This is a genomic window from Halorhodospira sp. 9621 (assembly GCF_022228055.1).
Taxonomy (GTDB): domain Bacteria; phylum Pseudomonadota; class Gammaproteobacteria; order Nitrococcales; family Halorhodospiraceae; genus Halorhodospira; species Halorhodospira halophila_A.
This window is the reverse complement of sequence record NZ_JAJNRD010000006.1, coordinates 26462-51635: the sequence shown is the minus strand read 5'-3', so window position 1 is coordinate 51635 and position 25174 is coordinate 26462. Positions and strand designations below refer to the sequence as shown.

General features: G+C 69.3%; 27 protein-coding genes, 1 tRNA gene and 1 pseudogene. 13 read left to right on the top strand and 16 right to left on the bottom strand.

Features of this window, described 5'->3' with window-relative positions; genetic code table 11:
• Nucleotides 1-3: 3 nt before the first annotated feature.
• Nucleotides 4-1026, bottom strand: a complete 1023-nt coding sequence (locus tag LRF89_RS04770) for an aspartate-semialdehyde dehydrogenase (RefSeq protein ID WP_201171593.1) — start codon at nucleotides 1024-1026, stop codon at nucleotides 4-6.
• Between the two features lie 179 nt (nucleotides 1027-1205).
• Here LRF89_RS04770 and LRF89_RS04765 point away from each other — a divergent pair, with 179 nt between their 5' ends.
• Nucleotides 1206-1823 carry a hypothetical protein gene (locus LRF89_RS04765; RefSeq protein ID WP_238634485.1) on the top strand — a complete coding sequence of 206 codons (618 nt, stop codon included), beginning with the start codon at nucleotides 1206-1208 and terminating at the stop codon, nucleotides 1821-1823.
• Between the two features lie 99 nt (nucleotides 1824-1922).
• Here LRF89_RS04765 and leuB read toward each other — a convergent pair whose 3' ends face one another.
• The 5 genes from leuB to aroC all read right to left on the bottom strand — a co-directional run bounded on the left by leuB (nucleotide 1923) and on the right by aroC (nucleotide 7469).
• Nucleotides 1923-2993 (bottom strand): 3-isopropylmalate dehydrogenase, encoded by a 1071-nt coding sequence (leuB, locus tag LRF89_RS04760; RefSeq protein WP_238634487.1) that lies wholly within the window; start codon nucleotides 2991-2993, stop codon nucleotides 1923-1925.
• Nucleotides 2994-3016: 23 nt separating this feature from the next.
• Nucleotides 3017-3664 carry a 3-isopropylmalate dehydratase small subunit gene (gene leuD, locus LRF89_RS04755; RefSeq protein WP_238636678.1) on the bottom strand — a complete coding sequence of 216 codons (648 nt, stop codon included), beginning with the start codon at nucleotides 3662-3664 and terminating at the stop codon, nucleotides 3017-3019.
• A 45-nt stretch (nucleotides 3665-3709) separates the two neighbouring features.
• Entirely contained in the window at nucleotides 3710-5110 is a 1401-nt protein-coding gene (leuC, locus tag LRF89_RS04750; protein ID WP_238636677.1) for a 3-isopropylmalate dehydratase large subunit, read from the bottom strand.
• Between the two features lie 81 nt (nucleotides 5111-5191).
• The gene (locus LRF89_RS04745) at nucleotides 5192-6361 is read right to left on the bottom strand and encodes an MFS transporter (protein ID WP_201242101.1); all 1170 of its coding nucleotides are present in this window, start codon (nucleotides 6359-6361) and stop codon (nucleotides 5192-5194) included.
• Between the two features lie 4 nt (nucleotides 6362-6365).
• Nucleotides 6366-7469 carry a chorismate synthase gene (gene aroC / locus LRF89_RS04740; RefSeq protein WP_201171616.1) on the bottom strand — a complete coding sequence of 368 codons (1104 nt, stop codon included), beginning with the start codon at nucleotides 7467-7469 and terminating at the stop codon, nucleotides 6366-6368.
• 76 nt (nucleotides 7470-7545) lie between these two features.
• Here aroC and LRF89_RS04735 point away from each other — a divergent pair, with 76 nt between their 5' ends.
• The 6 genes and pseudogenes from LRF89_RS04735 to LRF89_RS04710 all read left to right on the top strand — a co-directional run bounded on the left by LRF89_RS04735 (nucleotide 7546) and on the right by LRF89_RS04710 (nucleotide 14023).
• The gene (locus tag LRF89_RS04735) at nucleotides 7546-8547 is read left to right on the top strand and encodes a CobW family GTP-binding protein (RefSeq protein WP_201171618.1); all 1002 of its coding nucleotides are present in this window, start codon (nucleotides 7546-7548) and stop codon (nucleotides 8545-8547) included.
• Nucleotides 8548-8637: 90 nt separating this feature from the next.
• Nucleotides 8638-9381: a 7-cyano-7-deazaguanine synthase QueC gene (gene queC, locus LRF89_RS04730; RefSeq protein WP_201171621.1), complete on the top strand. Its 744-nt coding sequence runs from the start codon at nucleotides 8638-8640 to the stop codon at nucleotides 9379-9381.
• Nucleotides 9382-9412: 31 nt separating this feature from the next.
• Nucleotides 9413-10699, top strand: a pseudogene (locus LRF89_RS04725) (D-amino acid dehydrogenase); the annotation flags it as partial.
• Nucleotides 10700-10804: 105 nt separating this feature from the next.
• Complete coding sequence (gene pyp / locus LRF89_RS04720) at nucleotides 10805-11182, top strand: photoactive yellow protein (protein ID WP_201242104.1); 378 nt, start codon at nucleotides 10805-10807, stop codon at nucleotides 11180-11182.
• 58 nt (nucleotides 11183-11240) lie between these two features.
• The gene (pcl, locus tag LRF89_RS04715; RefSeq protein WP_201171627.1) at nucleotides 11241-12425 is read left to right on the top strand and encodes a 4-coumarate--CoA ligase; all 1185 of its coding nucleotides are present in this window, start codon (nucleotides 11241-11243) and stop codon (nucleotides 12423-12425) included.
• A 5-nt stretch (nucleotides 12426-12430) separates the two neighbouring features.
• Nucleotides 12431-14023, top strand: a complete 1593-nt coding sequence (locus LRF89_RS04710) for an HAL/PAL/TAL family ammonia-lyase (protein ID WP_238636675.1) — start codon at nucleotides 12431-12433, stop codon at nucleotides 14021-14023.
• Nucleotides 14024-14027: 4 nt separating this feature from the next.
• Here the strand turns inward: LRF89_RS04710 and LRF89_RS04705 are convergent, their stop codons facing one another.
• The 5 genes from LRF89_RS04705 to LRF89_RS04685 are packed head-to-tail and all read right to left on the bottom strand — an operon-like array spanning nucleotide 14028 to nucleotide 16803.
• On the bottom strand, nucleotides 14028-14612 hold the full coding sequence (locus tag LRF89_RS04705; RefSeq protein WP_338018512.1) for a GspH/FimT family protein: 585 nt from the start codon (nucleotides 14610-14612) through the stop codon (nucleotides 14028-14030).
• A complete protein-coding gene (locus LRF89_RS04700; protein WP_201172523.1) occupies nucleotides 14534-14950 on the bottom strand; it encodes a type IV pilin protein in 417 nt (138 codons plus the stop codon). Before LRF89_RS04700 ends, LRF89_RS04705 begins: the two co-directional genes overlap by 79 nt.
• Nucleotides 14951-14960: 10 nt before the next feature.
• A complete protein-coding gene (locus LRF89_RS04695; RefSeq protein WP_238636673.1) occupies nucleotides 14961-15392 on the bottom strand; it encodes a hypothetical protein in 432 nt (143 codons plus the stop codon).
• Nucleotides 15389-16333 (bottom strand): prepilin-type N-terminal cleavage/methylation domain-containing protein, encoded by a 945-nt coding sequence (locus tag LRF89_RS04690; protein WP_238636672.1) that lies wholly within the window; start codon nucleotides 16331-16333, stop codon nucleotides 15389-15391. Before LRF89_RS04690 ends, LRF89_RS04695 begins: the two co-directional genes overlap by 4 nt.
• Entirely contained in the window at nucleotides 16330-16803 is a 474-nt protein-coding gene (locus LRF89_RS04685) for a hypothetical protein (RefSeq protein ID WP_238636671.1), read from the bottom strand. Before LRF89_RS04685 ends, LRF89_RS04690 begins: the two co-directional genes overlap by 4 nt.
• A gap of 134 nt (nucleotides 16804-16937) precedes the next feature.
• Between LRF89_RS04685 and LRF89_RS04680 the strand changes: the two genes are divergently transcribed.
• The 5 genes from LRF89_RS04680 to LRF89_RS04660 all read left to right on the top strand — a co-directional run bounded on the left by LRF89_RS04680 (nucleotide 16938) and on the right by LRF89_RS04660 (nucleotide 20219).
• Nucleotides 16938-17013, top strand: a tRNA-Thr gene (locus tag LRF89_RS04680).
• Nucleotides 17014-17022: 9 nt separating this feature from the next.
• Complete coding sequence (locus LRF89_RS04675) at nucleotides 17023-17532, top strand: serine aminopeptidase domain-containing protein (RefSeq protein WP_238633459.1); 510 nt, start codon at nucleotides 17023-17025, stop codon at nucleotides 17530-17532.
• A 111-nt stretch (nucleotides 17533-17643) separates the two neighbouring features.
• Nucleotides 17644-18003, top strand: a complete 360-nt coding sequence (locus LRF89_RS04670; RefSeq protein ID WP_201171641.1) for a PA2779 family protein — start codon at nucleotides 17644-17646, stop codon at nucleotides 18001-18003.
• A 214-nt stretch (nucleotides 18004-18217) separates the two neighbouring features.
• Entirely contained in the window at nucleotides 18218-19057 is an 840-nt protein-coding gene (locus LRF89_RS04665; protein ID WP_238636670.1) for a PA2778 family cysteine peptidase, read from the top strand.
• 130 nt (nucleotides 19058-19187) lie between these two features.
• Nucleotides 19188-20219 carry a hypothetical protein gene (locus LRF89_RS04660; RefSeq protein WP_238636669.1) on the top strand — a complete coding sequence of 344 codons (1032 nt, stop codon included), beginning with the start codon at nucleotides 19188-19190 and terminating at the stop codon, nucleotides 20217-20219.
• Here LRF89_RS04660 and LRF89_RS04655 read toward each other — a convergent pair.
• The 3 genes from LRF89_RS04655 to LRF89_RS04645 form a co-directional block, all read right to left on the bottom strand.
• Nucleotides 20216-21235: an LPP20 family lipoprotein gene (locus LRF89_RS04655; RefSeq protein WP_201171647.1), complete on the bottom strand. Its 1020-nt coding sequence runs from the start codon at nucleotides 21233-21235 to the stop codon at nucleotides 20216-20218. The two genes, LRF89_RS04660 and LRF89_RS04655, sit on opposite strands and share 4 nt — an antisense overlap.
• Nucleotides 21232-22476 carry a COG3014 family protein gene (locus LRF89_RS04650; protein ID WP_238634514.1) on the bottom strand — a complete coding sequence of 415 codons (1245 nt, stop codon included), beginning with the start codon at nucleotides 22474-22476 and terminating at the stop codon, nucleotides 21232-21234. The genes LRF89_RS04655 and LRF89_RS04650 overlap by 4 nt, the downstream gene beginning before the upstream one ends.
• Before the next feature lie 94 nt (nucleotides 22477-22570).
• The gene (locus LRF89_RS04645; protein WP_238636668.1) at nucleotides 22571-23170 is read right to left on the bottom strand and encodes a penicillin-binding protein activator LpoB; all 600 of its coding nucleotides are present in this window, start codon (nucleotides 23168-23170) and stop codon (nucleotides 22571-22573) included.
• 104 nt (nucleotides 23171-23274) lie between these two features.
• On the opposite strand from LRF89_RS04645, the gene LRF89_RS04640 reads away from it, so the two are divergent.
• Nucleotides 23275-23718 (top strand): DUF2058 family protein, encoded by a 444-nt coding sequence (locus tag LRF89_RS04640; RefSeq protein WP_201171654.1) that lies wholly within the window; start codon nucleotides 23275-23277, stop codon nucleotides 23716-23718.
• On the opposite strand, the gene ispH is transcribed toward LRF89_RS04640, so the two are convergent.
• Nucleotides 23713-24669, bottom strand: coding sequence for a 4-hydroxy-3-methylbut-2-enyl diphosphate reductase (gene ispH, locus LRF89_RS04635; protein WP_238636667.1), 957 nt, complete (start codon nucleotides 24667-24669; stop codon nucleotides 23713-23715). The genes LRF89_RS04640 and ispH overlap by 6 nt on opposite strands.
• A 28-nt stretch (nucleotides 24670-24697) precedes the next feature.
• Nucleotides 24698-25174 carry a signal peptidase II gene (gene lspA / locus LRF89_RS04630; RefSeq protein WP_201171657.1) on the bottom strand — a complete coding sequence of 159 codons (477 nt, stop codon included), beginning with the start codon at nucleotides 25172-25174 and terminating at the stop codon, nucleotides 24698-24700.

The window sequence follows — 25174 nt, the reverse complement described above, 5'->3', positions numbered from 1 at the left end:
CCGTCAGATGTATTCGCCAATCAGCAGCTCCGCGATCTGCACGCTGTTCAGCGCTGCTCCCTTGCGGACGTTATCGGCCACCACCCACAGATCGAGACCCCGCTCGTGGCTGATGTCCTCGCGGATGCGTCCGACGTAGACTGGATCGCGCCCCGCGGCCTCGGTCAGTGCCGTCGGATAGCCGCCACCGGCGCGCTCGTCCAAGACCTCGATGCCCGGAGCGCCGGAGAGCACCTGCCGGGCACGCTCGGCGGTGATGCGCTCACGGGTCTCGATGTGCACAGCCTCGGAGTGGCCGTAGACCACCGGCACCCGCACCGTGGTCGGGTTCACCCGCACGGAGGAGTCCTCGAAGATCTTGATGGTCTCCCAGACCATCTTCATCTCCTCCTTGGTGTAGCCGTTGTCCTGGAAGTCGTCGATGTGCGGCAGGCAGTTGAAGGCGATCGGCTTGGGATACTCGGCACACTGCGGCTCGGCGCCGTCGAGGATCGCCCGACTCTGGGTGTGGAGTTCGTCGATGGCCGGCTTGCCACTGCCGGAGACCGCCTGGTAGGTGGCCACGTTGATCCGCTCGATGCCCACGGCGTCATGGATCGGCTTGAGCGCCACTAGCATCTGGATGGTGGAACAGTTGGGGTTGGCGATGATCCCCCGCTTCTTGTAGCCAGCCACCGCGTGAGGGTTCACCTCGGGGATGATCAGCGGGATATCGTCGTCATAGCGGAAGTGGGAGGTGTTGTCGATGACCACCGCACCGGCCTCCGCCGCCCGCGGCGCATGCTCGGCGGAGATGGAGCCCCCGGCGGAGAAGAGCGCGATCTGAACCTGCGAGAAATCGAACTCGGCCAGATCCTGGATCACCAGCTCCTGCCCGGCAAAGGTCACCGTGTTCCCCGCCGAGCGCGCGCTGGCCAGCGGGTAGATCCTGCGCGCGGGGAAGCCGCGCTCGGCCAGGATGGAGAGCATCACCTCTCCCACGGCGCCGGTGGCACCAACGACGGCGACGTCGTACTGCTTGCTCATGGATCCTTAGCCCCTGTCTGGACGTTTTCCTGTCCGGAGTCTAACGCCTCGCGGCAGCACGGGGCCAGCGCGACCCGCCGCCTCGGGCCGCCCCAGCAATCCGCGAACTGGCACGCCGGCAGGTACCTGCTAGATTGTCTGCAGTTCCCCCCAACCCGTGAAACCAAGGAGCGGCACCCATGCACAGAGGCATTCTCTATACGGCCGCCAGTGGCCTGGTCGCCGGTGGTTTGATCGGCGGGCAGGCGTTTGCGCAGCTGCCGGCCCAGGACTTCAGCTACGACTACGCCGAGGGCGGCGTTGTCTTTACTGAGCTGGACGACGCGGATCAGGACCTTGTCGGCCCGCGGCTGATCGGCTCGCTGAGCCTGACCGACGACATCTTCCTGCGCGGCGAGGCCAGCTACCTCACCGACGACATCGACATCACCACGCTCTCGCTGGGCCCGGGCTACCGCCTGGCGGTCACGCCGGGCATCGACCTCTACGGCGTCGCCGCCCTGGTCTACCGCGATACGGATCCCGACTCGGCGAGTAGCGAGAGCGAGACCGGCTACGAACTCACCGCCGGCATCCGCCACGGCTGCATGTTCCTCGACGGCCTGCAGTACGCCTGGGAGATCCGCTACCTGGATGTGGACACTGAGGAGGACCTCGACGACGGCATCGTCAACCTGGCGGCCAAGTTCACCTACGCGCTGACCCCGCAGTGGGACGCCGTGGGCGATCTGCAGATCAACGACGCCGGCGACGAGAACGATCTGGGCCTGGCCCTCGGGGCCCGCTTCAACTTCTAACGCCTCCCCGGGACGCGCGGAGGCACCCACGCAAAGGGGCCGCACCTTGTCGGGTGCGGCCCCTTTGTCGCGGGTGGTTGCTGCGGGCTGTGGCTGGAGCTACAGCCGCTGCGCCACCGCCTCGCCCATTTCCCGGGTGCCCACCGGCCGCGTACCGCCCTGCAGGTCCGGGGTGCGCAGCCCTTCCTCGAGCACCGCCCCCACGGCGGCCTCGACCCGGTCGGCAGCCTCGCCGGCACCCAGGCTATAGCGCAGCATCATCGCCACCGACAGGATCGTGGCCAGCGGATTGGCCTTGTCCTGCCCGGCGATGTCCGGCGCTGAGCCGTGCACCGGCTCGTAGAGCCCCTTGCCGTGCTCATCCAGCGAGGCCGAGGGCAGCATGCCGATGGAGCCGGTCAACTGGGCGGCGCAGTCCGAGAGGATGTCGCCGAAGAGGTTGCCGGTGACCACCACGTCGAACTGCTTCGGCGCGCGCACCAGCTGCATGGCGGCGTTGTCCACATACATATGGGAGAGCTCCACCGCCGGATAGTCGGCGGCCACCCGCTCGGCGACCTCCCGCCAGAGCTCCGAGCTCTCCAACACGTTCGCCTTGTCCACCGAGCAGACCCGCCCCTGGCGCTGCTGCGCCGCCTCGAAGGCCAGGCGCATGATCCGCTCGATCTCCGACTCGCTGTAGACCTCGGTGTTGTACCCCTGGCGCTCGCCGTTCTCCAGCGTGCGGATCCCCCGGGGCTGGCCGAAGTAGATGCCGCCGGTGAGCTCGCGGACGATGAGGATGTCCAGCCCCGCCACAACCTCCTCGCGCAGCGCCGAGGCCCCGGCCAGCTGCGGGTAGAGGATGGCCGGGCGCAGATTGCCGAACAGCCCCAGCTCCGAGCGGATCGCCAGCAGGCCACGCTCCGGGCGCACCTCGCGGGGCAGCGCGTCGTACTGCGGGCCGCCGACCGCGCCGAGCAGCACCGCGTCGGCCGCCCGCGCCAGGCGCAGGGTCTCATCGGGCAGGGGCTGCCCCGCCGCGTCGTAGCCGGCGCCGCCGATGGGCGCCGTCTCCATCTCGCAGCCAAGCCCGTGGCGCTCGTTCAGGGCCTCCAGCACGCGCCGGGCCTCCGCGGTGATCTCGGGGCCGATACCGTCGCCGGGAAGCAGCAGGATCTTGTGGGACATAGGTTCTATTCAGGTTCCAGGGTTCAGGGTTCGGGGAAGAGCCAGGGGGCTTCCTGCTTGCGCCGCTGCTCGTAGGCCTGGATCGCCTCGCTCTGCTCCTCCAGGGTGACGCCGATCTCATCGAGCCCCTCGAGCAGCATGCGCTTGCGGAACGGATCCACCTCGAAGCCGAAGCGCTCGCCATCCGGGGTCAGGACCTGCTGCTCGAAAAGATCGATGGTCAGCTGGTACCCCTCGGTGGCGTAAACCGCCTGGAAGAGCCGGTCCACCACCCCCTCCTCCAGCACCACCGGCAGCAGGCCGTTCTTGAAGCAGTTGCTGTAGAAGATATCGGCGAAGCTTGGCGCCACAATCGCCCGGAAGCCGTAGTCCTTGAGCGCCCAGGGGGCGTGTTCCCGGGATGAGCCGCAGCCGAAGTTGTCCCGGGTGAGCAGCACGCTGGCCCCCTGATAACGCTCCTGGTTGAGGACGAAATCGGGGTTGCGCGGCCGGTTCGCACAGTCCATCCCCGGCTCGCCGCGGTCGAGGTACCGCCACTCGTCAAAGAGGTACGGACCGAACCCGGTGCGCTTGACCGACTTGAGGAACTGCTTGGGGATGATGGCGTCCGTGTCCACGTTGGAGCGATCCAACGGCGCCACCAGACCGGTGTGTCGAGTGAAAGGTTCCATGGGCGTTTCCAGTCGTTGGATGAAGGGCCGGAGACGTGTCAGCGACTACTCTCGGATATCCACGAAGTGGCCGTGAATGGCTGCGGCGGCGACCATCGCCGGGCTGGCCAGATGGGTGCGTCCCCCCTGTCCCTGCCGGCCCTCGAAATTGCGGTTCGAGGTGGAGGCACAGCGCTCGCCGGGCTCCAGGCGATCAGGATTCATGCCCAGGCACATGGAGCACCCCGGCTCCCGCCATTCGAAACCGGCCTCGAGGAAGACCCGGTCCAGCCCCTCGGCCTCGGCCTGCTGCTTGACCACCCCGGAGCCCGGCACCACCAGGGCCTGGCGAATGTTCTCCGCCACCCGGCGGCCACGGACCACCTCGGCGGCTTCGCGCAGATCCTCGATACGGGCGTTGGTGCAGGAACCGATGAAGATCTTGTCCATGGGGATGTCAGTCAGGGCGATTCCCGGCTCCAGGCCCATGTACTCCAGTGCCCGGGTCATTGCCCGGGCACGGACCGCATCGGACTCCTCGGCCGGGTCGGGCACGTGCCGGTTCACCGAGGCGACCATCTCCGGCGAGGTCCCCCAGGTTACCTGGGGCTCGATCTCGTCGGCGTGCATCTCCACCACCCGGTCGAACTCGGCGTCCGGATCCGAGACCAGATTGCGCCAGCTGGCCACGGCCTGCTCCCACCGCTCGCCCTCCGGGGCGTTGGGCCGGCCACAGACGTAATCGATGGTGGTGTCGTCCACGGCCACCATGCCGGTGCGTGCCCCGGCCTCGATGGACATGTTGCAGATGGTCATCCGCCCCTCCATGGAGAGGTTGCGGATGGCTTCACCGCCGTACTCCAGGGCGTAGCCGGTGCCGCCGGCAGTGCCGATACGGCCAATGATCGCCAGGATGATGTCCTTGGCCGTGACCCCGCGCCCCAGCTGCCCCTCGATGCGGATGAGCATGGTCCGGGCCTTTTTCTGGACCAGGGTCTGAGTGGCCAGGACGTGCTCCACCTCGCTGGTCCCCACGCCGAAGGCCAGGGCACCGAGCGCCCCATGGGTGGAGGTGTGGGAGTCGCCACAGACCAGCGTCATCCCGGGCAGGGTGGTGCCCTGCTCGGGACCGACGACGTGGACAATCCCCTGACGCGGGTCGTGGATGCCGAACTCGGTGACCCGGAAGTCGGCACAGTTGCGGTCCAGCGTCTCGATCTGAACACGCGAGACCGGATCCTCCACCGGCTGGCTGCGATCGGTGGTGGGAACATTGTGATCGGTCACGGCAAGATTGGACGCCACGCTCCAGGGCTGGCGCCCGGCCAAGCGGAGACCCTCAAACGCCTGCGGCGAGGTCACCTCGTGCAGGAGCTGACGATCGATGTAGAGCAGCGCCGAGCCGTCGTCGTACTCGGTGACCACATGGCTATCCCAGAGCTTGTCGTAGAGGGTCTTCCCGGTCATTGGCCTGTTCTATCAATTGACTTCAAAACATTCACCGTACAATTATATCGGACCGACCCCCTTCGGGGGAAATGCCTCCCCTCAGGCCCGCTGCCCGCGCAGGCTCCAAGCCGCCAGGATCGCCGCCAGGAAAGCCACCGCGCTGGCGGCCAGGAAGGTCTGCCCACCGAAGACATCCCAGGCCATGCCCGAGAGCAGCGACCCCAGCGCGACGCCGGCGCCGAAGGTCAGGCTGGAGTAGAGCGCCTGCCCGCGCCCCTGCGCGGCGCCGGTGAAAAAACGGTTGACCACGTCAATGGCCACCGCGTGGTAGATCCCGAAGCTGGCGGCGTGGAAGGTCTGACTCAGGGCCACCAGCCAGGCCGAGTCCACCCAGGCGGCGACCATCAGCCACCGCAGCCCGCCCAGCGTCAGCGCCAGTGTCAGCAAAGTGCGGGCCCCGAAACGGGGTAGTAGCCGATGCATGACCAGGAAGATGACGATCTCGGCCACCACGCCCCAGGCCCATAGGGCCCCGATCAGCCCGCCGCTGTAGCCGTGGTCCTCCAGGTAGATGCTGAAAAAGCCGTAGAACGGTCCGTGGCCCATCTGGTTGAGGAAACAGGCCAGAAAGAACCCGATCACCGCCGGCCGGCGCAGGGTCTCCCAGAAACCGTCACCATCGGCACGGCGCATGGCGCGCCCCGCCTCCGGCGCGATCAGGCTGGAGATGGCCAGCCCGCCGAAGATCAGCAGCACCACGTAGGGCAGCGCGTCGAACCCGGCCCGGTCGAGCATCTCCCCGATGCCCATCACCGACAGGATGAACCCCACCGAGCCCCAAAGCCGGATACGCCCGTATCGGTGCTCCTGCCCACGCAGGTGGTTGAAGGTATTGGCCTCGTACTGGGGCAGCGCGGCGTTCCAGAAGAAGCCGAACAGGGCCATCACCAGGGCCACCGCCCCGTAGGTCTCGGCGATGAGGATGGCGGAGAAGGCCAGGAAAGCCACCACCGAGGCGGCACGCACCACAGCCATGCGCCGGTCGAGCCGATCGGCCAGAGCCCCCCAGACGTTGGGCGCGATGATCTTGGTGGCGTGCAGGATGGCCAGCAGCTGACCGATCTCCGCCGAAGAGAACCCCTCGGCGCGCAGATACGGCCCCCAGTAGGGCATCAGCGCCCCGAGGGCGGCGAAGAAGAACAGGTAGAAGCCGGAGAGCCGCCAGTAAGGCAGCGGCGTCTGCGCCCCGCCCGGAGCCCCGACGCTCAACGGGTCACTCCCGGTCGCGGGCGGGCAGCACCGGGGTCCCGGACTCGACGTCGGCGTTCTGTGCCCGATGCCGCAGCCAGTGATCCATCACTACCAGCGCCGCCATGGCCTCGGCAATGGGCACGGCACGGATCCCGACGCAGGGATCGTGGCGTCCTTTGGTCACCACCGAGACCGGCTGGCCGTGGACGTCCACCGAGCGTCCCGGAATGAGCATGCTCGAGGTGGGCTTGAGCGCAGCCCGCACCACCAGATCCTGCCCGCTGGAGATACCACCGAGCACTCCGCCGGACTGGTTGCCGGCGAACCCGTCCGGAGTCAGTTCATCGCGATGGGCGCTACCCCGCTGCCCGGCGGCGGCCATACCCGCGCCGACCTCCACCCCCTTGACGGCGTTAATGGACATCAGCGCCTTGGCCAGATCGGCATCGAGCCGGTCGAAGACCGGCTCGCCGAGCCCCGGCGGCATATGGCGGACCTCGACCTCCACCGCCGCACCCACCGAGTCGCCGGCCTTGCGAACCTCGTGGATCAGCGCCTCGAGCTCCGGAATGCGCGCCGGATCAGCGCAGAAGAAATCGTTGCTGTCGACGGCGGACCAGTCTTCGGCCCCAAGTTCGATCTCGCCCATCTGCGCCAGCCGTCCACGGATTTCGATACCGAGACGCTGGGCGAGATAGCGGCGGGCGATGGCCCCGGCCGCCACCCGGACGGCCGTCTCCCGGGCCGAGGAGCGCCCGCCGCCACGATAGTCACGGATGCCGTACTTTTGCTGATAGGTGTAGTCGGCGTGCCCGGGCCGGAAGCGCTCGGCGATCTCCGAGTAATCCTTGGAGCGCTGATCGGTGTTTTCGATGAGCAGCCCGATGGACGTCCCGGTGGTCACCCCCTCGAAGACCCCGGAGAGGATCCGCACCTGATCGCTCTCGCGGCGCTGCGTGGTGTGCTTGGAGCGCCCGGGCCGGCGCCGGTCGAGTTCGACCTGCAGATCCGTCTCGGTAAGGGCGAGCCCCGGCGGGCAGCCATCCACGACGCCGCCAAGCGCCGGGCCGTGGCTCTCGCCGAAGGTCGTAACCGTGAACAGGGTGCCGAAGGTATTCCCAGACATAGGTCACCGATTGTAGCACTGCAGACCTGTGGGCGGGCCTGGTCGGGTGCGGGTCGCTGCGCGTATGCTTCGCATCATGCAGAGTCCCGCCCCCGCCAATCTGATCACTGGCTTCCTGGGCGTCGGCAAGACCACGGCCATCCGGCACCTGCTCGCCGAGGCCCGCCCTGCCGGCGAGCGCTGGGCCGTGCTCGTCAACGAATTCGGCGATGTCGGTGTCGACGCCACACGATTCGAGGACGACGCGGCCATCGAAGAACTGCCCGGCGGCTGCCTGTGCTGCACACTCGGGGCGCCCTTCCGGATCGCCCTGGCCCGCCTGCTGCGCCGCAGCCGTCCGTCCCGTCTGCTGATCGAGCCGACCGGACTCGGCCATCCGGCGCGCATCCTCGACCTGCTCCGCGAATTCGAGCAGCAGGGCGCGATCTCGCTGCGCGCCACGCTGACCCTGATCGACCCGCGCCAACTCGATGATCCGCGGGTCGCCGGGCACGACGCATTCCTGGATCAGGCGCAGCTGGCCGATGTGCTGGTTGCCCACAAGACCGACCTGTGCAGCGCCGGCGAGCGCGCAACCTTCCAGGCCTGGGCCCGATCGCTGTATCCACCCAAGCAGCGCATCGAGGAGGCCGCCCACGGCTGCATCGATCCGGCTTGGCTGGACGAGTCAGCTGGCCGTGCCGGCCCCGCAGGCAGCGCGGCAGCGCCTCACCACGCCGGGCACCACGACCACCACGCCGACCGTGCCGCCACCCCCGAACCGGGCCGCCCGGTGCGCGCCGAGCAGGCTGGCGGCGCCGCTGCGGCCTGCGGGTGGATCTTCCACCCCGACGACGCCTTCGACCGCCAGGCCCTGCTCCGGGCCCTTGAGACCCTTCGCGGCTCCCAGCGCGTCAAGGGCGTCGTGCGCACCGGCCGCGACTGGCTGCGCGTGGATGTCGACGCCGATGGGGTCCGGATGGAAGCCACCGCCTGGCGCGGCGAAAGCCGGCTGGAGATCATTGGCCCGGCCGACGGGATCAGCTGGGCCGCCACCGAGCAGGCCCTGCTGGCAGCCCGCCGGGACGCCGGCGAGTGACCGCCGGGGCACCGCCGCATCGCTCTGGCGGACGCTGCACGCAACCCCTATCCTGTTACGGGAACGCGACAACCAACCAGGAAGCAGGCGATGGCCGAGTCCCGGCAGCGGACACCCGCCAGCACCGATGAAGAACACGCCCTGGTCCTCTTCTCCGGGGGGCAGGACTCCACGGCCTGTCTTGCCTGGGCCCTGGAGCGTTTCAGCCGCGTCGAGACCATCGGCTTCGCCTACGGGCAGCGGCACGACGTGGAACTCTCGGCCCGCCGCGAGGTTCTTGACGGCCTGCGGGCCCTGCGCCCCGATTGGGCGGCGCGTCTGGGCGAGGACCGCGTTCTCGACGCCGGCGTGCTCGGCGAGATCAGCGACACGGCGCTGACCCGCGAGGCCGAAATCACCTACGACGCGCGCGGCCTGCCCAACACCTTCGTCCCCGGCCGCAACCTGCTCTTCTTCACCCTGGCGGCGGCCCTGGGCCACCGGCGGGGCATCCGCCACCTGGTAGCCGGCGTCTGCGAAACCGACTTCTCCGGCTACCCCGACTGCCGCGACGACACCGTCAAGTCCCTGCAGGTCACCCTGAACCTGGGCATGGCCGAACGACTGGTGCTGCATACCCCCCTGATGTGGCTGGACAAGGCCCAGACTTGGGCGCTGACCGAACGACTCGGCGGAACCGCCCTGGTGGACCTGATCGTGGAGGCAAGCCACACCTGCTACTACGGCGCGCGCGAGCAGCGCCACGAGTGGGGCTACGGCTGCGGCGAATGCCCGGCCTGCCGTTTGCGCGCCGAGGGCTGGCACCGTTACCGAGACAGCAGCGCGGCGCCGTGATCCCACCGCCCGCGCCGGAGAATCGTGCCCGAACCACAACCGAGGGAGAACACCGATGCGCATCGCTGTAGTCGGGGCTGGCGTGGTCGGAACCTCCGTGGCCTGGGAACTGACCGCCCGTGGCCACCAGATCGTGCTCATCGAGCGCTGCAGCGACGTGGCGCAGGAGACGAGCTACGCCAACGGCGCCCAGCTCCACGCCGGCCACGCCGCTCCATGGAACCCTCCGGGCGTACTCCGGGATGCCATTGCCTGGCTCGGCAAACCCGACTCCCCGCTGCGCATCAATCCCTTGCGCGTACTGCGCAATCCGAGCTGGTCGCTGCGCTTCCTGGCCAACGCCACCGCCCGGCGCTACCGCCGTCACGCCGACGCCAATGCGGTCCTGGCCCTCTACGGCCTACAGCAGGCACGGGCGTGGCGTGACGAGCTCGACCTCTCGTTCGCCGCTCGCGACAGCGGCATCCTGAAGCTCTTCGATGACCCGGACGCTCTGGAGCAGGGGTGCACCGAAGCGGCTGCCGTGGAAGCGCTGGGCATCCGGCACCAGGTATTGGGAGTGGACGAGACGCTCGCCCGCGAACCCGCGCTGAGTGATACCGCAGACCAGCTGGCTGGCGCCATCGAGTTCCCCGACGACGGCTGCGGCGACCCGCTGCAGTTCACCGCGGCCCTGGCGCAGCGACTCACCGCCGAAGGCGCCGAACTGTGGCTCGACACTACGGCACGCAGGCTGCTCGGCGGCCCAGCGGGTGTGGAGGGCGTCGAGACCAGCCGCGGGATCATCGACGCGGACGCCGTAGTTGTCGCGGCGGGCAGTTACAGCCCGGCCCTGACCCGCAGCTTCGGTCTGCGCCTGCCCATCGAACCCGTCAAGGGGTATTCGGTGAGCATCCCGCTGCACGGGATAGAGGGCGCACCCGGGATGCCCATCATCGACGACGCCCGCAAGGTGGTCGTTACCCGACTGGGTGAGCAGCTGCGTATCGCCGGCAAGGCGGAGATCACCGGCTTCGATCTCAGGCTCGACGAGCGGCGCTGGCGAGCCGTCCGCGAGCAGGGTCTGAGCCGCTTCCCGCGCCTGGCCGAACAGCTGGCGGACGCCCCGAGCCAACCCTGGGCCGGCCTGCGCCCGATGACCTGCGACGGCCCCCCGATCCTGGGTCCGACCCCGATCTCCGGCCTGCACCTGGCCACGGGCGTCGGCCACCTGGGCTGGACGTTCGCCGCCGGCAGCGCGCGCCTGGTCGCCGACCAGCTGGAGGAGCGCACCTGCGACCTCGATCCCGCCCCGTACTGGCTCCAAAGCTACGGATGAACAAAGGGACGGGTCTTGTTATACAAAGGCTGTACATCTAGGCTGGAGTCTCGAGAGTGAGCAAGGCTCACCACGAAGCCCCCGGTCCATGAAAGGAGTATCACGATGGAACACGTAGCCTTCGGTAGCGAGGACATCGAGAACACCCTCGCCAAGATGGACGACGGCCAGCTCGACGGCCTGGCCTTCGGCGCCATCCAGCTCGACGGCGACGGCAACATCCTTCAGTACAACGCCGCGGAGGGCGACATCACCGGCCGCGACCCGAAGCAGGTCATCGGCAAGAACTTCTTCAAGGACGTGGCCCCGTGCACTGACAGCCCGGAGTTCTACGGCAAGTTCAAGGAAGGGGTGGCCTCGGGCAACCTGAACACGATGTTCGAGTACACCTTCGATTACCAAATGACGCCCACGAAGGTGAAGGTGCACATGAAGAAGGCCCTCTCCGGCGACAGCTACTGGGTCTTCGTCAAGCGCGTCTAGACCAGACCCCGCTGCCCGTGCCCGTCCCGGGCGCGGGCAGCCGCGAAAGGACCGACCGATGCAAGGGCTGAATGCCGATGAAGTGCTGCGGTTGCTGCGCAGCCTGATCCCCGGCGAGCTGGCCACCGGCCGCGGTCAACGGGGCGACCCGCCCGAAGCGCAGGACCTGTGCGCCGATAGCCGCCTGGATGCCGAACCAATCCGGGCGGACTCCCTGGATCGACTCAATCTAGCCAGCGCGCTCAACCGCTTCTTCCGCCTGCATGAGACCGGTGTGGAGGACCGTCTGCTGGCCGTGCGCCGGATCGGCGACATGGCCGAACTCATCGCCGACGCCAGTCAGCACACCAGCGGCCTGACCTTCTCGACCTCGGGCAGCACGGGCACCCCGCAGCCGCACCACCACAGCTGGGCGGCGCTGACCCAGGAGGCCGAGGCACTGGCCAACGCCCTGGGCAGTCACCCGCGGGTGATCGCCTGGCTGCCCGTCCACCACCTCTACGGTTTCGTCTTCGGCGTCGCCCTGCCCCGCGCGCTGGGCAGCACCGTGATCGAGAGCCACGCCGCGCCCACCGCCCTGTTCCGCGAGCCGGCACCTGACGACCTGATTGCCACCGTCCCGGCACGCTGGCGTTACCTGTTCGATAGCAATCACCGCTTCCCCGGCGGCACGGGCATCAGCTCGACCGCCGCGCTGGAGACCGCCTGCCGCAACGGGCTGTTGCAGGCCGGCCTGGACGCGCTGCTGGAGGTCTACGGCGCCACCGAGGCCGGCGGGATCGGCCTGCGCTGGGCACCCTCGGAGGACTACCGCCTGCTGCCCCACTGGCAGCGCGACGCGGACGGCAACCTCCAGCGCACTCAACCCGATGGTGCAGCGGTGACCGTGGCCCCGCTCGATCGCCTCCAGTGGCGGGACGAGCGGGTCTTCCGACCCACCGGACGCATCGATGACATCATTCAGATCGGCGGTGTGAACGTCTCTCCGGGGCACGTCGCGCGGCGCCTCGAAAGCCACGAGGCCGTTGCCGCCTGCGCGGTCCGCAGCCACGGCGAAGGCAGTCGTCGGCGCCTGAAGGCGTTCATCGTTCCCGCGCGTTCCGACGCCGATCCTGAAACGCTGCGCCAGACGCTCGAGAACTGGATCTGGGAGCACCTACCGGCGGTCGAGCGACCCACGGATCTGCGTATCGGCACCGAGCTTCCGCGCAACGCCATGGGCAAACTGCAGGACTGGGACTGAACAGCATGGCTGCAGTGGATCTGGCCGGTGGCCTGAGCGCCGCCGATATCGAGGGTATCGGACACGGCAGCAGCTCAGCCACGGTCTTAGCGGCCGGCTGGGAACGCTTGCGTGCCGCTGAGGGCTACCTCCAGCGCCTCGTGGACGAACGCCGGCTGGTCTACGGTGTCACCACCGGCTACGGACCGCTGGCCACCAGCCGGATCGACCCCTCCGCCTCGCGCACCCTGCAGCGCAACCTGGTCTACCACCTGTGCAGCGGCGTCGGCGATCCGCTCTCCCGTTGCCACACCCGCGCCACGCTGGCCGCGCGCATTGCCAGTGTCACCCGCGGACACTCCGGGGTCACGCCGGCGGTTGTGGAGCGCCTGCTGGGGTGGCTGGAGCAGGACGTGATCCCGGAAGTGCCGGCCATCGGGACCGTCGGCGCCAGCGGCGACCTGACCCCGCTGGCCCACGTGGCGCGGGCCCTGATGGGGGAGGGCCGGGTGAGCGTCCACGGCGGCGCCTGGGAGCCTGCTGACGCCGCCCAGCGCCGCCTGGGCTGGGAACCGTGGACCCTGGACGGCAAGGACGCCATCGCCCTGGTCAACGGCACCTCGACCACCGCCGGCATCAGTGCCGTCACCGGCGCGGGCGCCGAGCGGGCGGCCGGGATCTGTGCGGTACTGGGCATGCTCTACGCCGAGTTGCTTGGCGGCCATGCCGAGGCCTTCCAGCCGGCCATCGGCGCCGCCCGCCCTCACCCTGGCCAGATGCGGGCCCACGCCTGGCTCACCGCCCTGGCCGAGGACAGCCGGCGCCTGCAGCCGTGGCCCGGCGTGCCACCCCGGCTGGATGAAGAGCAAGGCGCCGTCCTGCCCGACCAGCCGCTGCCCCAGGACCCCTACTCGATCCGCTGCCTGCCTCAGGCGCTGGGCGCGGTGCTGGACAGCATCACCTTCCACAACCAGACCGTGGCCAGCGAGCTGGATGCGGCCAGCGACAACCCGCTGCTCTTCCCCGAGGAGGGGCGCGTGCTGCATGGCGGCAATTTCTTTGGCCAGCACCTGGCCTTTGCCGCCGACGCCCTGAACAACGCCCTGGTCCAACTGGCCGTGCACAGTGAACGGCGCATCAACCGCATCACCGACCCGGTGCGCAGCGGCTTCCCGGCCTTCATGCAGCCCCGCCAGACCGGTCTGCACAGCGGCTTTATGGGCGCCCAGGTGACGGCGTCGGCCCTGGTCGCGGAGATGCGCACCGGCGCCCACCCGGCCTCGATCCAGTCAGTGCCGACCAACGCCGACAACCAGGACATCGTCCCCATGAGCACCCGCGCCGCCCGCCAGGCGGCCACCAACCTGGACCACCTGCAGCGGATCCTGGCCATCGAGGCGCTGGTCCTGGCCCAGGGCCTGGAACTGACCGACGGGACCGGTTTCAGCCACAGCGCGCGTCAGACCCTGGCGTGGGTCCGCGAACTGGCGCCGCCATTGGAGGCGGACCGCCCGCTGGCCGAGGAGATCGCCGCAGTCGCCGACGCCCTGGCCACGCCCCACCGGGCCCAACGCCTGGTCGCCGGGCTGCCGGGCGCACCCCCGGGCCCGGCCTCCTGAGGCCTCAGTCGCAGGGCTCACCCCGCTTGTCGTCGGCCGGCCTTGGCCGGCCGGTCATGGCCACCTCGATGGCGGCCACTTTCACGCCGTCGCGACAAAGGGTGATGGACCCGGCGATACCTTGCCACCAATCATTTGGCGCGAACTTGAACCCCTCCGACCCGGTGCCCGCCGCGACCCGATGACCCGGCCCGGCGCCACGCCCCCGGGCGAGGAGCTGCTCCGGTTCCGGCGCCTGGCCGGATGCGGCCTCGCCGCGGAACAGGATCCAGCCGTCATCCCAGCCCTGCGCCTCGCACCCGCTCTGCGGGGTGCCGCCGCACAGGGTGACAGTCTCATCGTGGTCCAGCGCCTCGATGCGGGCCCGCTCCAGCCCGGCGAGGAGCTCCCGCTGCCAGGCCCAGGCACGGATCTCGTCTACACCGGCGCCCAACCGGGGCGCCGCCACGGCCGCCAGCCCGGCAGCCAGGGCGAGGACCACCAGCAGCTCGGTGAGGGTAAAGGCCGGGCTCAGTCGCCCCAGCAGACCTCGACGCCCTCGGGGCCACTGCCCCGCTCGCCGCGGTGATCGAGGGTGAATTCCGTACACGCCTCATCCGCCTCCTGCGGACTTCCCGGCGCCGGTGTGGCAGTCAGGCGAAAGCCATCGGCGTCGGTCTCGACCCCCAGCTCATAAAGGCCCCGCTCGGACAACTCCGGGACCTCATCCGTACACGCGTCGTAGTCCATCTCCTGGATGAAACAGCGCTCCAGCGCCATCCAGGTATCCATCAAGGTGGCGGTGGCGTCGCTACGGTCCGCCTGCACCTTGTACTGGCCGTAGAAGGGGTAGGCGATCGCCACCAGGATGGCCAAGATGGCCAAGACGATCATCAGCTCGACCAGGCTGAAGCCAGCCACGCGGACGCGCTGATCCGCTCTCCTCATAACACCTTCCTCAATCCCGATTCCCGTAGGGACATTCGCGCTGCCAGCGGATTTCGACGCGGTCAGCTGCTCCCGTTACCGGCGCCGGCGCGAACACACCACCCGCTTGCAGGCAGACCTCGGCCCCGTCCCCCCCGCTGCCGCGAGCACAAATCCGAAATTGCCCGTCGTCGCGCTCGATACGGTAGCACGGCGCCGCCACCTCGCCGCTGCAACACCCCGGATCGCCGGCTTCTTCGCGCCCGGCTGCCAGCTCCCGCCTTGCCCTGACCAGTTCATCGGCAGCCGCCAGGCGGGCTGCAGCCCGGGACTCCAAGGCCGCGGCCGCGCGCAGCTGCAGCGCGGTGGGGGCAACCACCGACCAGGACAACAGCGCCAACATGACCAACACGGCACTCAGGCCGAGCACCGCAAAGCCGAGCTGCCGGGAGGCCCCCGTCAAGGCAGCCTCCCGTGGATCGGCACCGTCAGCGTCTGGACCTGCCCCGCGCCGGTCGCACCCCGCTGGCCACCGGTGCGGATGCGTGCCGTAAAGCGCACGGCACACACCCGCAGCCAGTCGTCTACCTCCTCCGCGCGCTGGAAAGGCCCTGGATGATCCGGGACCTGGGCCGGGTCGTCGGCCCCCGGGCACTCGGCGAAGCCCATCTCCAGCGCCTCGACCCCGCGCAGGATCGGCTGCGGAGCCCCCTCGCCACGGCCGAGGTTCAGGGTCGGCACCCCATCGACGCCTCCGCCATCCGACCACCGCAACCGCCGCACCTGGACGGGCGACGCATCGTCGTCCTCCGCGGACTCCTCCTCCGGCCACCAGGGGACCCACGCCACCCCGCGCTCGGGCAGGTCGTGGTCCTCGCCAAGCCCGTCCAGGGTGAGATCCTTGGCGCCATCCTGCGCCTCGGCCTCGAGCAGGAACAGGCCCTCGGCATTACCGACCAGGACCTTGGCCGGCAGGCTTCCAAACACTTCCTCGGCCGGCTCATCCAGCTCGATTTGCGCCTCCGGGGCCGCTACCTCGATGGCATCGTAGCCGGTCGCCACGCTCCGCGGCGCCTCCTTACCGCGCACCCAGGTCAGCTCGCCTTCATCGGCGCGCAGACCCGGCGGATCGAGCTGGGCCCCGATCACCTCGCCGGCCGCGCCCTCGCCTCGATACAGCGGGGTCCTGCCGCCGCAGGCGACCTCCCCAGCCCGGGAGACTTCGCCGTCGAGCACCTGGCGCAGCAACGCCCCCTTGTCCGCCACCCGGCCAAGGTCTTCCACCGTGGCACTGGCCCGCAAAGCGCTATCGAGGATCTGCATCGCCGCGAGCAGCGCCACCGCCGCCACGGCCAGCGCCACCAGCAGCTCGACCAAGGTCACGCCATAGGCACGCCCGGTCATGGGCCGACCTCGAGGAGTTGCCCGGAGAGCTCAAGGGACGATGCCTCGTCCCGGTGGGGAGCCTGCCAGCGGAGTTCGACGCGGATGCGATCGGCGCCCGCCTCGACCGACACCTCGGCCTGCGGCAGCTGGCAGGCAACCTCGGCCCGCCAACCGTCGGCATCAACCACGTCGCCGCGGGCCTGGTCCCCGACCGACGGCGGTTGGCACGTGCCCACGTCCCCCGCATCGACCTCGGCCAGATCAGCCGAGCGCTGATCTGGCGCGACCAACCGGGCGCGGGTGATCAACTCTTCGGCGAGGAGAGTGGCTCGTACGTGATACGCGGCATCACGAGCCCCGTGCACGCCACCCAGAAGGGCCTGGAGCGACACGGCCGCGACACCGGCCAAGAGCCCGAGGGCGACGAGCGCCTCGAGCATTGTGAATCCAGAGTGGCGAGGCATCCCTTCCTCGCGTTTGGGTTCCATCCGCACCTTCCATGCGCACCCACTGAGACTAGCGCAAGATCGCCGGGACGCGACCGCGGCCCGATGACGCACGGGGGGCTTGGTTCCCCACCCGCCCTTCGGCTACAATTCGCGGCGTTGTTCAGGCAGCCTGTGCCGGTGTAGCTCAGTTGGTAGAGCAGCCGATTCGTAATCGGCAGGTCGGAGGTTCAAGTCCTCTCGCCGGCACCAGAAACCCCGATGACTCACCCCCAAAACCGTCTCTATTACGCCCACGGCAAGGGCACCGGCCCCTGGGGCCGCAAGAGTTCCGCCCTGCTGCCCGTCGCCGAGCAGGCCGGCTTCGCCGTCGAGAGCATCGACTTCACGGCCACCGAGGACCCGGACGAGCGGGTGGCCATGGTGCTCGAGCACCGACCCCGGGCCGCCGGTCGACTGGTGTTGGTCGGCTCCAGCATGGGCGGCTATGTCATGGCGAATGCCGCCAACGAGCTCAAGGCGGACGGCCTCTTCCTGCTCGCCCCGGCCATCGGCATACCGGGTTACCCGGCCTATCCGACGCCCACCACGGAGCACCAGGAGATCGTCCACGGCTGGCGCGATGCCCTGATCCCGCCCGAGGCGGTGATGACCTTCGCACAGCGCCAGCGGGCCCGCCTACACCTGCTCGACGCCGAGCACGACCTCAACGACCACCTGCCGACGCTACAACACCTGTTCGAAGATTTCCTCCGACGGGTGCGCGGCTGAGCGCTTCCCGCCAGTCCGCGCAGCATCACGTTGCATGACCCGCATCAGCGTGCGACGCTCCACCACAAGTGGATCATTCGTGAAAAAACCACTCAAAATAGGAGCTTCTCCATGAAGCGCACCGGTATCAAAGGTCTCATCGTCCTAATCGGGCTCGCGCTCTCGCTGGGTGCCATGGCGCCGACCACGGCGCTGGCGGGTGTGGTCGGGACCAGCGACGTGATCAGCGAGCGCCAGGCGGCATCCGACCGCGATCGCGTCCAGGAGGCCCTGCAACGCGAGGATGTCCAGCAAGCCCTGACCGACTACGGCGTTGATCCGGCGCAGGCCAAGGAGCGTGTCGCCGCGCTGAGCGATGAGGAGGCGCGGGAGCTGGCCGAACGCATCGAGCAGCAACCGGCCGGCGCGGGCGTTTCCATCGGCGCAACCACCATCCTCCTGCTGGTCATCATCTGGCTGCTGGTCCGCTGAACCGCTGCACCGCCATGGGGCCCGCAATCCGGCTGCAGCGGCGGATCACCCCGCGGTACGCCCTGATGGTGACAGCGCTTCTCGGTGCCGGGGGGGGGGGGGGGGGGGGGGGCCCCCGGGGGGGGGCGCGGGGGGGGGGGGCGGCGCCGCCCCCCCACTGCAGCACCCGGAGGTAATCGCCGAGGCGCGGGAGACCGCCGAGCTACCCCGCGCGGTGGAGCTGAGCGACACGCCCTTCTTCCCGGACGAGACCTACTACTGCGGCCCGGCGGCACTGGCCACGGTCTTGGTCGCCAGCGATGTGGTGACTACCGACGATGAGCTGATCGACGCCGTCTACCTTCCCGAGCGCCAGGGCACGCTGCAGAACGAGCTGCTGGCCGCCGCCCGCCGCGCCGACCGCATCCCGTATGTCCTCGCACCGGATCTAGCCGACCTACTAGCGGAGGTAGCCGGCGGCCGCCCGGTTTTGGTCCTGCAGAACCTGGCCCTGGAGGCGTTGCCCCACTGGCATTACGCCGTGGTGGTGGGCTTTGACCTGGACGCTGGAACGGTCACCCTGCGCTCGGGGACCGAGCGACGCGAGACCCTCTCGCTGCGCCGGTTCGAGCGAACCTGGCAACGCGGCGACCATTGGGCGATGGTGATCCCGCGCCCCGGGCACCTGCCCCGCAGTGCCAACGCCGATGACTGGGTCGCCGCCGTCGCCGAGCTGGAGCGCCAGGAGCGCTGGGAGCCGGCCCTGGCCGGCTACCACGCCGCCACGACGCGCTGGCCCGCGCACGCAGACGCCTGGCTGGGCCTCGGCAACATCCGCTACGCCCGGGGGGAGTACGCCGCCGCTGTGGACGCCTATGGCCACGCTATCGAGGCGGAGGACGAGTCGGGGCCAGCGGCCCACCACAACCTGGCTTGGGCACTGCTGCGCCTGGACCAGGTCGCCGAGGCGCTGGAGGCGGCTCGCCGGAGCGAAGCGGCAGCACCCGATCATCCGCAGTACGGCGAGGCGGTCGAACGGATCCGCCTAGAGGCTGCGAGCGGCCGCGGGGAATAACCCACCGGCGCTGGGTCGCGAGACGGGCACGGGCTGACTATCCTTCGGGGCAGGGCCGGCGCGCCTCACCAGCCGACGGGCCGCGCTGGCCGAAAGCAAGAGGTAGCGGCACAACAGACAGGAGCCACCCATGCACCGGTATCGTCGGCCCAACCGCACGCCCGGCAGCAGGCACCTCGCCGGGTTACTCATCGTGGCCGCCACGCTGTGGCCGGTCCTCCAAGCGACGGCCGAAGACGCCGAGGCTCCGGCGCCCCACGGCAGCGCATCCGCTGATCCGGGCCTGCTCACCGAACACCAGCGCAGCATCCTCGATGACGCCCTGACCCGCATCGAGGAGGCGGCGCTGCGCGACAATGAGGCCTTCCTCGATGAGCTCGACGAACTGCTGTCGACCTATCCGCGACTGGCCGACCCGATTGCCCGCCACGCCATGGAGATGCGGCCGGCGTTGATGCCCGGGATCATGCGCATCCTCGAACAGGCCGACGGCCCCGAGCCACCCGATACAACGCGTGAGACACCGCCCACCGACCGACCGGCCTGGTGGCAGGGTGGAATCCCGGGGGCGACTCATGACGAGACCGAGGAGGAACGGGCAGAAGAAGCGGAGACGATACGCGTGGCCGAGCGGGCCGAAGAGCAGGCGCCGCCGCCCCGGCGCAACTGGAGTGTGGGGGTCGGCTACGGCTACCACCACCTGTCGGTTGAAGAGCGATACGGCGACGACTCAACGCGCCTGCGCGCCCACGGTCCCGTGCTGGACATCCAGTACGCCGTCAGCGAACACGCCTCGGTGGGCATCGCCCACCTGCACAGCGAGCAGCTGAGCACCAGCGGCAGCCTCTACGCCGACCCGGAACCGAAACGCTGGAGCGCCACAGACCTGACCCTGCGTTTCGGGCGCGAGTTCCGCGAGGCCGGGCCGCGCGCCTACATGGGGGCCGGCCTGCACTACGAGCGCCTTGAACGCGACAACGGCGATACGCTCTCCGGCACTGGCTTCCACCTGCTCGGCGGCGGCGGCTATGCCTGGGAGCGGATCGAGCTCCGGCTGGAGGCCTCGGCAAGAAGCGTTGACCGCGATCTGGTTCCGGATGACTTCCGCGGCAGCCGCTCGAGTTCGCTGCTCGCTACGGCCACGCTGCGCGGTCGCTTCTAGCCTCGCGGCGCCGACTCGCCCTGGCCGACAGCCAAGGCGATGATCAGGCCGAACAGGTCTTCGCCGAGGCGCTCGAATGCCTGCTCCAGGGCGCGACGCTCGGCCGTCGTGTAATCGGTGGCGGCACCGCGCACCGGCCAGCGCTGCTCGCCACGGACTTCACCGGCATCATCCAGCAAGCGCAGGGTCAGGCCGCCACGCTGCCAGTACCAGCCATCGCGCTGCCCGAGATCCTCGAGTTCAAGCACAGCCTCCAGCCGGTAGGCATCCTCCCGTTCATCGACCCGGAACCCGGCAGCGGCCACCGATGCCCGCAGTTTGCTTGCCACCCGTTCGGCATGATCACCCCGCGCGCCGATGCCGAAGGGGATGCTCCCGGCCTCGGCGGCCAGCCGCGCACGCAGCACCGCCAGCTCGTACCGCACCGTCATGCCGGCGCCGGTGAGCACCCGCAGGGCCTGCTGATACTCGGCACGCTGGCGCTGCGCCTCCAGCCCCCGGGCCAGCGCGGCGAGTGCGTGCAGCGGGTCGGCGGCAGCGTCTGCCTGGCGCAGATAGCGACTGGTCGCCGCGTCCAGGCCCGCGATGCCCTCGCGCAGCGCGCTGGCCGCCTGCTGCCGATCCATGACGGCGAGGACGTGATACCGGCCGCTCTGCGGCTCCCGCCAGGTCTCGCCGATCTCGACACCGCGCAGGGTGACCGCGGTGCGCGTCGCGACCTGCTGACCCAGCGTCGCCCGGTGCCGGGTCTCGCCGTCGCCGAACGCCAGCCGGTCCTCCTGCTGTGTCGCCGCCGTTACATGAACCTCGAAGGCGCGCGCCAGCTCGGCCCGGGCCCGATCGTGGGCCAGCTCACGGTGATCGGCCGTGCCCACCGCACTGAGATAGCTTTCACGGGGATAGGAGGCCGGCTCACCGCCGACCACCCAGGATGGCTGATCTCCCGATGGCGGAGCACTACCAGCACAGCCGGCCAGCAGGAACAGCGCCATCAGGACTACGAGAAGCGCTTTCACGGCTCCCCCCTGTGGGTCACGGAGCCGGCACGCGCCGAGACCCAGCGATCGAATACAAAGTGATAAGCCCCGGCCTCGAGTTCCAGCGCCCCGAGGTCCACCCGGGTCAGCGGGTGACCGGACCGGCCCTGATAGACCAGCTCAAGCCGGTGCTCGCCGGGTGGCAGACTGATGCGGGCCATGTAGTACTGCGCCGGCAGCATGCCCCAGGTGCGGGTGTCCGCCCGGTCCGCCACCAGGGTGAAGACGTTCATGGCCAGACCGGCTACCGGACTGGCCTCGCGGGCCTGATCGATCATCTCCTTCTGCACCAGCAGTCGCCCCAGCGCGCGGGCGGCGAGCACGCCCTGCTGCTCTTCGAGCAGGATCCGGGCGACGGCGTCCACGTCGTGCACCGGCTCTGCCGGCACCGAGGCCTCCCCAGCGCTGAACTGGACCCCGCCCAGCGGCCTGCGCCGCGGCTCGTAGTACGGCAGGGCCACGCTGTGGATGCGTCCCTGGCGATCCTGCACCGCGAACCCCTGCTCTCCCTTGCGCGGGGCCAGCCCCACCCCGGCAATCAACACCACGTGCGCCTGCTCGCGATGCTCGGCCGGATCCGGCCAGGCGTCCAGCCCAAAAGCCTGCTGCCACTCGGCCCGCTCTTCGTCGAGTCCCAGCTTATCGGCTAGGCGCAGCAGATCGCGCTGTAGCGAGCGGGGCACCGCAACCCCCAGCCGTCCGCCCTGCTCGCGGTAAGCCTGGTAGGCCTGGCGATAGGCCACCAGGGCCTGATCCGGCTCACCCAGACGCTCGAAGATCAACCCGCTGAGGTACCGGGCAAACGGATCCTGCCGGTAGACGGACCGCCCCTGCTCGGCGGCGAGACGCTGCAGGCGCAGATCCACGCGCAAAGCCTCGACCCGCGCCGCATCCGGATCCCCGAGATCCAGATAATTGAAGGCCATGAGCAGATGGAGCAGGACCCGTTCGTGGGGCTCGCCGGCGTAGGCGAAAGCGGTCTCACCCACCATCAGACTGCCCACGCTCTCCGAGACGCTCAGCGGATCGACCTCGGCGATGGCGTCGTAGGCCTCTTCCAGGGCACGGTTGCTGGCCTCGAACTCCCCGGCCATGCGCAGGAGCGCTCCGCGGTTGAGCAGGTCGACAACACGGTCCCCCGGCCCGCCGGAGTCCGCATCGAGCAGCTCCACCGCTCGACGCGGATCGCCGTCCTCCACGGCGGCCTCTACCGGTGCCATCCGATCGCCGTAGGTCGTGCACCCGGCCAGGGCAGCAGCCAGTATCAGTGCCAGCCAGGGCCTATACAGCCAATGCGTCACGCGGCCGCGCCGCTCAGGGCCGCGCCGAGGCCGAACGCACGAGCTTGCGGATCTCCTTGTTGCCAATCCAGACCTTGCGGTTATCGGCCAGGCTGATCAGCTCCATGTCGACCTGGTAGTAACGGACCTGACGTCGCCCCTCCTGATCGATGATGGAGTTCACCGAACCAAGCAGCATGTAGTCAGCGCCCAGCTCCTCCCCCATGGCCTTGCGGGTCTCCTCGCTGGCGTGCAGATCCTGGTCGCGGCGCTCCTCACGGATGCGCTCGCGCTGATCGGCGTCGGCGACGAAATCCACCTGTCCGGAATTGATCAGCTCCCGCTGGATATCGTTAACGAACGTGCGGGTATTGATGTGCTCGTGGCTGAGATTGCGGACACCCCCCACGATGACGGTGGGCCGCCCGCCCTCGTCGCGCCGAAACTCCCGCAACCAGGGGCGATCCAGCACGTCGGCGATCATCTCCTCAGCAACCAGTCGCGAATCCTGGTCGTTCCACCGACCGGAGAGGTCGTGCTCCGCATCCCGATCGATCCGCTCCACCGAGTGACCGCAGCCCGCGACCGCCGCCATGGCCAACAGCACCAGGGCACCCCGAATCCACGCCTTCATAGCCCCCTCGCCTTATCCGGAAAAACTGGCTGCGGGATCAGTATAACCCGCCATGTCGCGACCGGGGGTCGACGCCGGCAGGCCACCTGTGCAGAATGCTGCACATGTCAAATTCTCTTCAAGAACAGCTTGTTAGAGCAGGTCTGGCGAGCCAGGAGGAAGCTCGCAGGCAGCAGTCGGGCAAGCGCCGAGGCCCCCGCGACCGGGCAACCCCGCGCGGGAGATCCCGCCCGGACAAGGCACGGGATCACCAACCGCTCGAGGCGCACATCCCACTACCCGACCTGATCCGCCATTACGCGCTACCGCGCTGGGGAGGCGACACCGCCTACCACTTCATCGAGGGACAGCGGATCCGCCACGCCTGGGTGACCCGGCAGCAACAGCGGCAGCTGGCGGACGGCTACGCCGGCTTGGTCATCAGTGGCGACGGCCTGGCCGTGGTGCCCAGGGCGGTTGCCGAGCAGGTGCGCCAGCGCCAGCCGGAGGCCCTGCTGGTGCTGCACCCGCTCAAGCGGCGGGAGGAGTCGCCGGCACGGCGCTCATGAGGCCGCCGGAGGCTGACCGAGCTCCCGCGGCAAACCAAAGGTGACCGTCTCCGCCTTGCCCGGCCGCTCCTCCGGCGCTTCGCAGCCCCACGCCTGGAGCTGCTCGACCACCTCCACCACGGTGCTCTCCGGCGCCGAGGCGCCGGCGGTCACGCCGATCGCCTGACGGCCATCCAGCCAGCCCCGGTCCAGATCGGCAGCACCATCGATCAGGTACGCCTCGGTACCGCAGCGCACGGCCAGTTCGCGCAGGCGGTTGGAGTTGGAGCTGTTGACCGAGCCGACCACCAACAGCAGGTCGACCTCGTCGGCAAGAGCACGCACCGCATCCTGGCGATTCTGCGTGGCGTAACAGATGTCGTCCTTGCGCGGCCCCTGGATAGACGGGAAGCGGCGCTGCAGCGCCTCGACAATGCCAGCGGCGTCGTCCACCGACAGCGTGGTCTGGGTGACAAAGGCCAGATCGTCCGGGGTCCGGACCTGTAGCGCCGCCGCCTCCTCCTGGCTCTGCACCAGGTAGATACCGCCCTGTCCCTCCGGGGCCAGATACTGCCCCATGGTGCCCTCGACCTCCGGATGACCGGCGTGGCCGATCAGGACCACTTCACGGCCCGCTCGCGCATGATCGCGCACCTCTTTGTGGACCTTGGTCACCAGCGGGCAGGTGGCATCAAAGACCTGCAGCCCCCGCCGCTCGGCCTCGTCGGCGACCCACTGCGGCACGCCGTGGGCGCTGAAGATCACGGTGGCCCCGTCGGGCACCTCGTGCAGTTCCTCGACAAAGACCGCGCCGCGCCCGCGCAGATCATCCACCACAAAACGGTTATGCACCACCTCATGACGGACGTAGACGGGCGACCCGTAAACCGCCAGCGCCCGATCGACGATGGCGATGGCCCGGTCCACGCCGGCGCAGAAACCGCGGGGATTGGCAAGGTGAATCTTGGGCACGGAAACCTCCGGTTCTGCCTGCAGCGGTTCAGTGTTCAGTGGCCGATTTTGAGAACACGAGCAGCGCGATCACCAGGCCGGCTCCCAGTGTGATGGCAATATCGGCGACGTTGAAGATCGGCCAGTGAAACCCAGCGTAATGGAGGTGGATGAAATCAACCACGTACCCCAGGTACAGGCGATCGACCAGGTTGCCCAGGGCCCCGGCCAGGATCAGAGCCACCCCCAAGGCGAGCCAGGGCTGCGACGCCCCGATACGGCGCAGCCAGTAGATCAGGTAGACCCCCACGGCGGCAGCGATGCCGGCAAGCAGCCAGCGCTGCCAGCCGCCGGCGTCGCCGAGCAGGCTGAACGCCGCCCCGGGGTTGTAGCCGAGCGTGAGACTGAGCACGGGCAGCAATTCGACCGACTCGTAAGGTCGCAGCGCCGCTTGGGCCCACGCCTTGGAGGCCTGATCCAGGGCCGCGATGGCGACGGCGAGCAGAAGCCAGAGCCGGTAGCCCAT

Coding starts and splice junctions, on each gene's coding strand:
- aroC (WP_201171616.1), bottom strand. CDS start 7,469: ATGTCTGGGAATACCTTCGGCACCCTGTTCACGGTTACGACCTTCGGC.
- leuC (WP_238636677.1), bottom strand. CDS start 5,110: ATGACCGGGAAGACCCTCTACGACAAGCTCTGGGATAGCCATGTGGTC.
- LRF89_RS04765 (WP_238634485.1), top strand. CDS start 1,206: ATGCACAGAGGCATTCTCTATACGGCCGCCAGTGGCCTGGTCGCCGGT.
- LRF89_RS04650 (WP_238634514.1), bottom strand. CDS start 22,476: ATGGCACCGGTAGAGGCCGCCGTGGAGGACGGCGATCCGCGTCGAGCG.
- LRF89_RS04685 (WP_238636671.1), bottom strand. CDS start 16,803: ATGGAACCCAAACGCGAGGAAGGGATGCCTCGCCACTCTGGATTCACA.
- LRF89_RS04770 (WP_201171593.1), bottom strand. CDS start 1,026: ATGAGCAAGCAGTACGACGTCGCCGTCGTTGGTGCCACCGGCGCCGTG.
- LRF89_RS04735 (WP_201171618.1), top strand. CDS start 7,546: ATGCAGAGTCCCGCCCCCGCCAATCTGATCACTGGCTTCCTGGGCGTC.
- LRF89_RS04670 (WP_201171641.1), top strand. CDS start 17,644: ATGAAGCGCACCGGTATCAAAGGTCTCATCGTCCTAATCGGGCTCGCG.
- leuB (WP_238634487.1), bottom strand. CDS start 2,993: ATGTCCCACAAGATCCTGCTGCTTCCCGGCGACGGTATCGGCCCCGAG.
- LRF89_RS04660 (WP_238636669.1), top strand. CDS start 19,188: ATGCACCGGTATCGTCGGCCCAACCGCACGCCCGGCAGCAGGCACCTC.
- lspA (WP_201171657.1), bottom strand. CDS start 25,174: ATGGGCTACCGGCTCTGGCTTCTGCTCGCCGTCGCCATCGCGGCCCTG.
- LRF89_RS04640 (WP_201171654.1), top strand. CDS start 23,275: ATGTCAAATTCTCTTCAAGAACAGCTTGTTAGAGCAGGTCTGGCGAGC.
- pcl (WP_201171627.1), top strand. CDS start 11,241: ATGCAAGGGCTGAATGCCGATGAAGTGCTGCGGTTGCTGCGCAGCCTG.
- LRF89_RS04710 (WP_238636675.1), top strand. CDS start 12,431: ATGGCTGCAGTGGATCTGGCCGGTGGCCTGAGCGCCGCCGATATCGAG.
- queC (WP_201171621.1), top strand. CDS start 8,638: ATGGCCGAGTCCCGGCAGCGGACACCCGCCAGCACCGATGAAGAACAC.
- LRF89_RS04645 (WP_238636668.1), bottom strand. CDS start 23,170: ATGAAGGCGTGGATTCGGGGTGCCCTGGTGCTGTTGGCCATGGCGGCG.
- leuD (WP_238636678.1), bottom strand. CDS start 3,664: ATGGAACCTTTCACTCGACACACCGGTCTGGTGGCGCCGTTGGATCGC.
- pyp (WP_201242104.1), top strand. CDS start 10,805: ATGGAACACGTAGCCTTCGGTAGCGAGGACATCGAGAACACCCTCGCC.
- LRF89_RS04690 (WP_238636672.1), bottom strand. CDS start 16,333: ATGACCGGGCGTGCCTATGGCGTGACCTTGGTCGAGCTGCTGGTGGCG.
- LRF89_RS04675 (WP_238633459.1), top strand. CDS start 17,023: ATGACTCACCCCCAAAACCGTCTCTATTACGCCCACGGCAAGGGCACC.
- LRF89_RS04700 (WP_201172523.1), bottom strand. CDS start 14,950: ATGAGGAGAGCGGATCAGCGCGTCCGCGTGGCTGGCTTCAGCCTGGTC.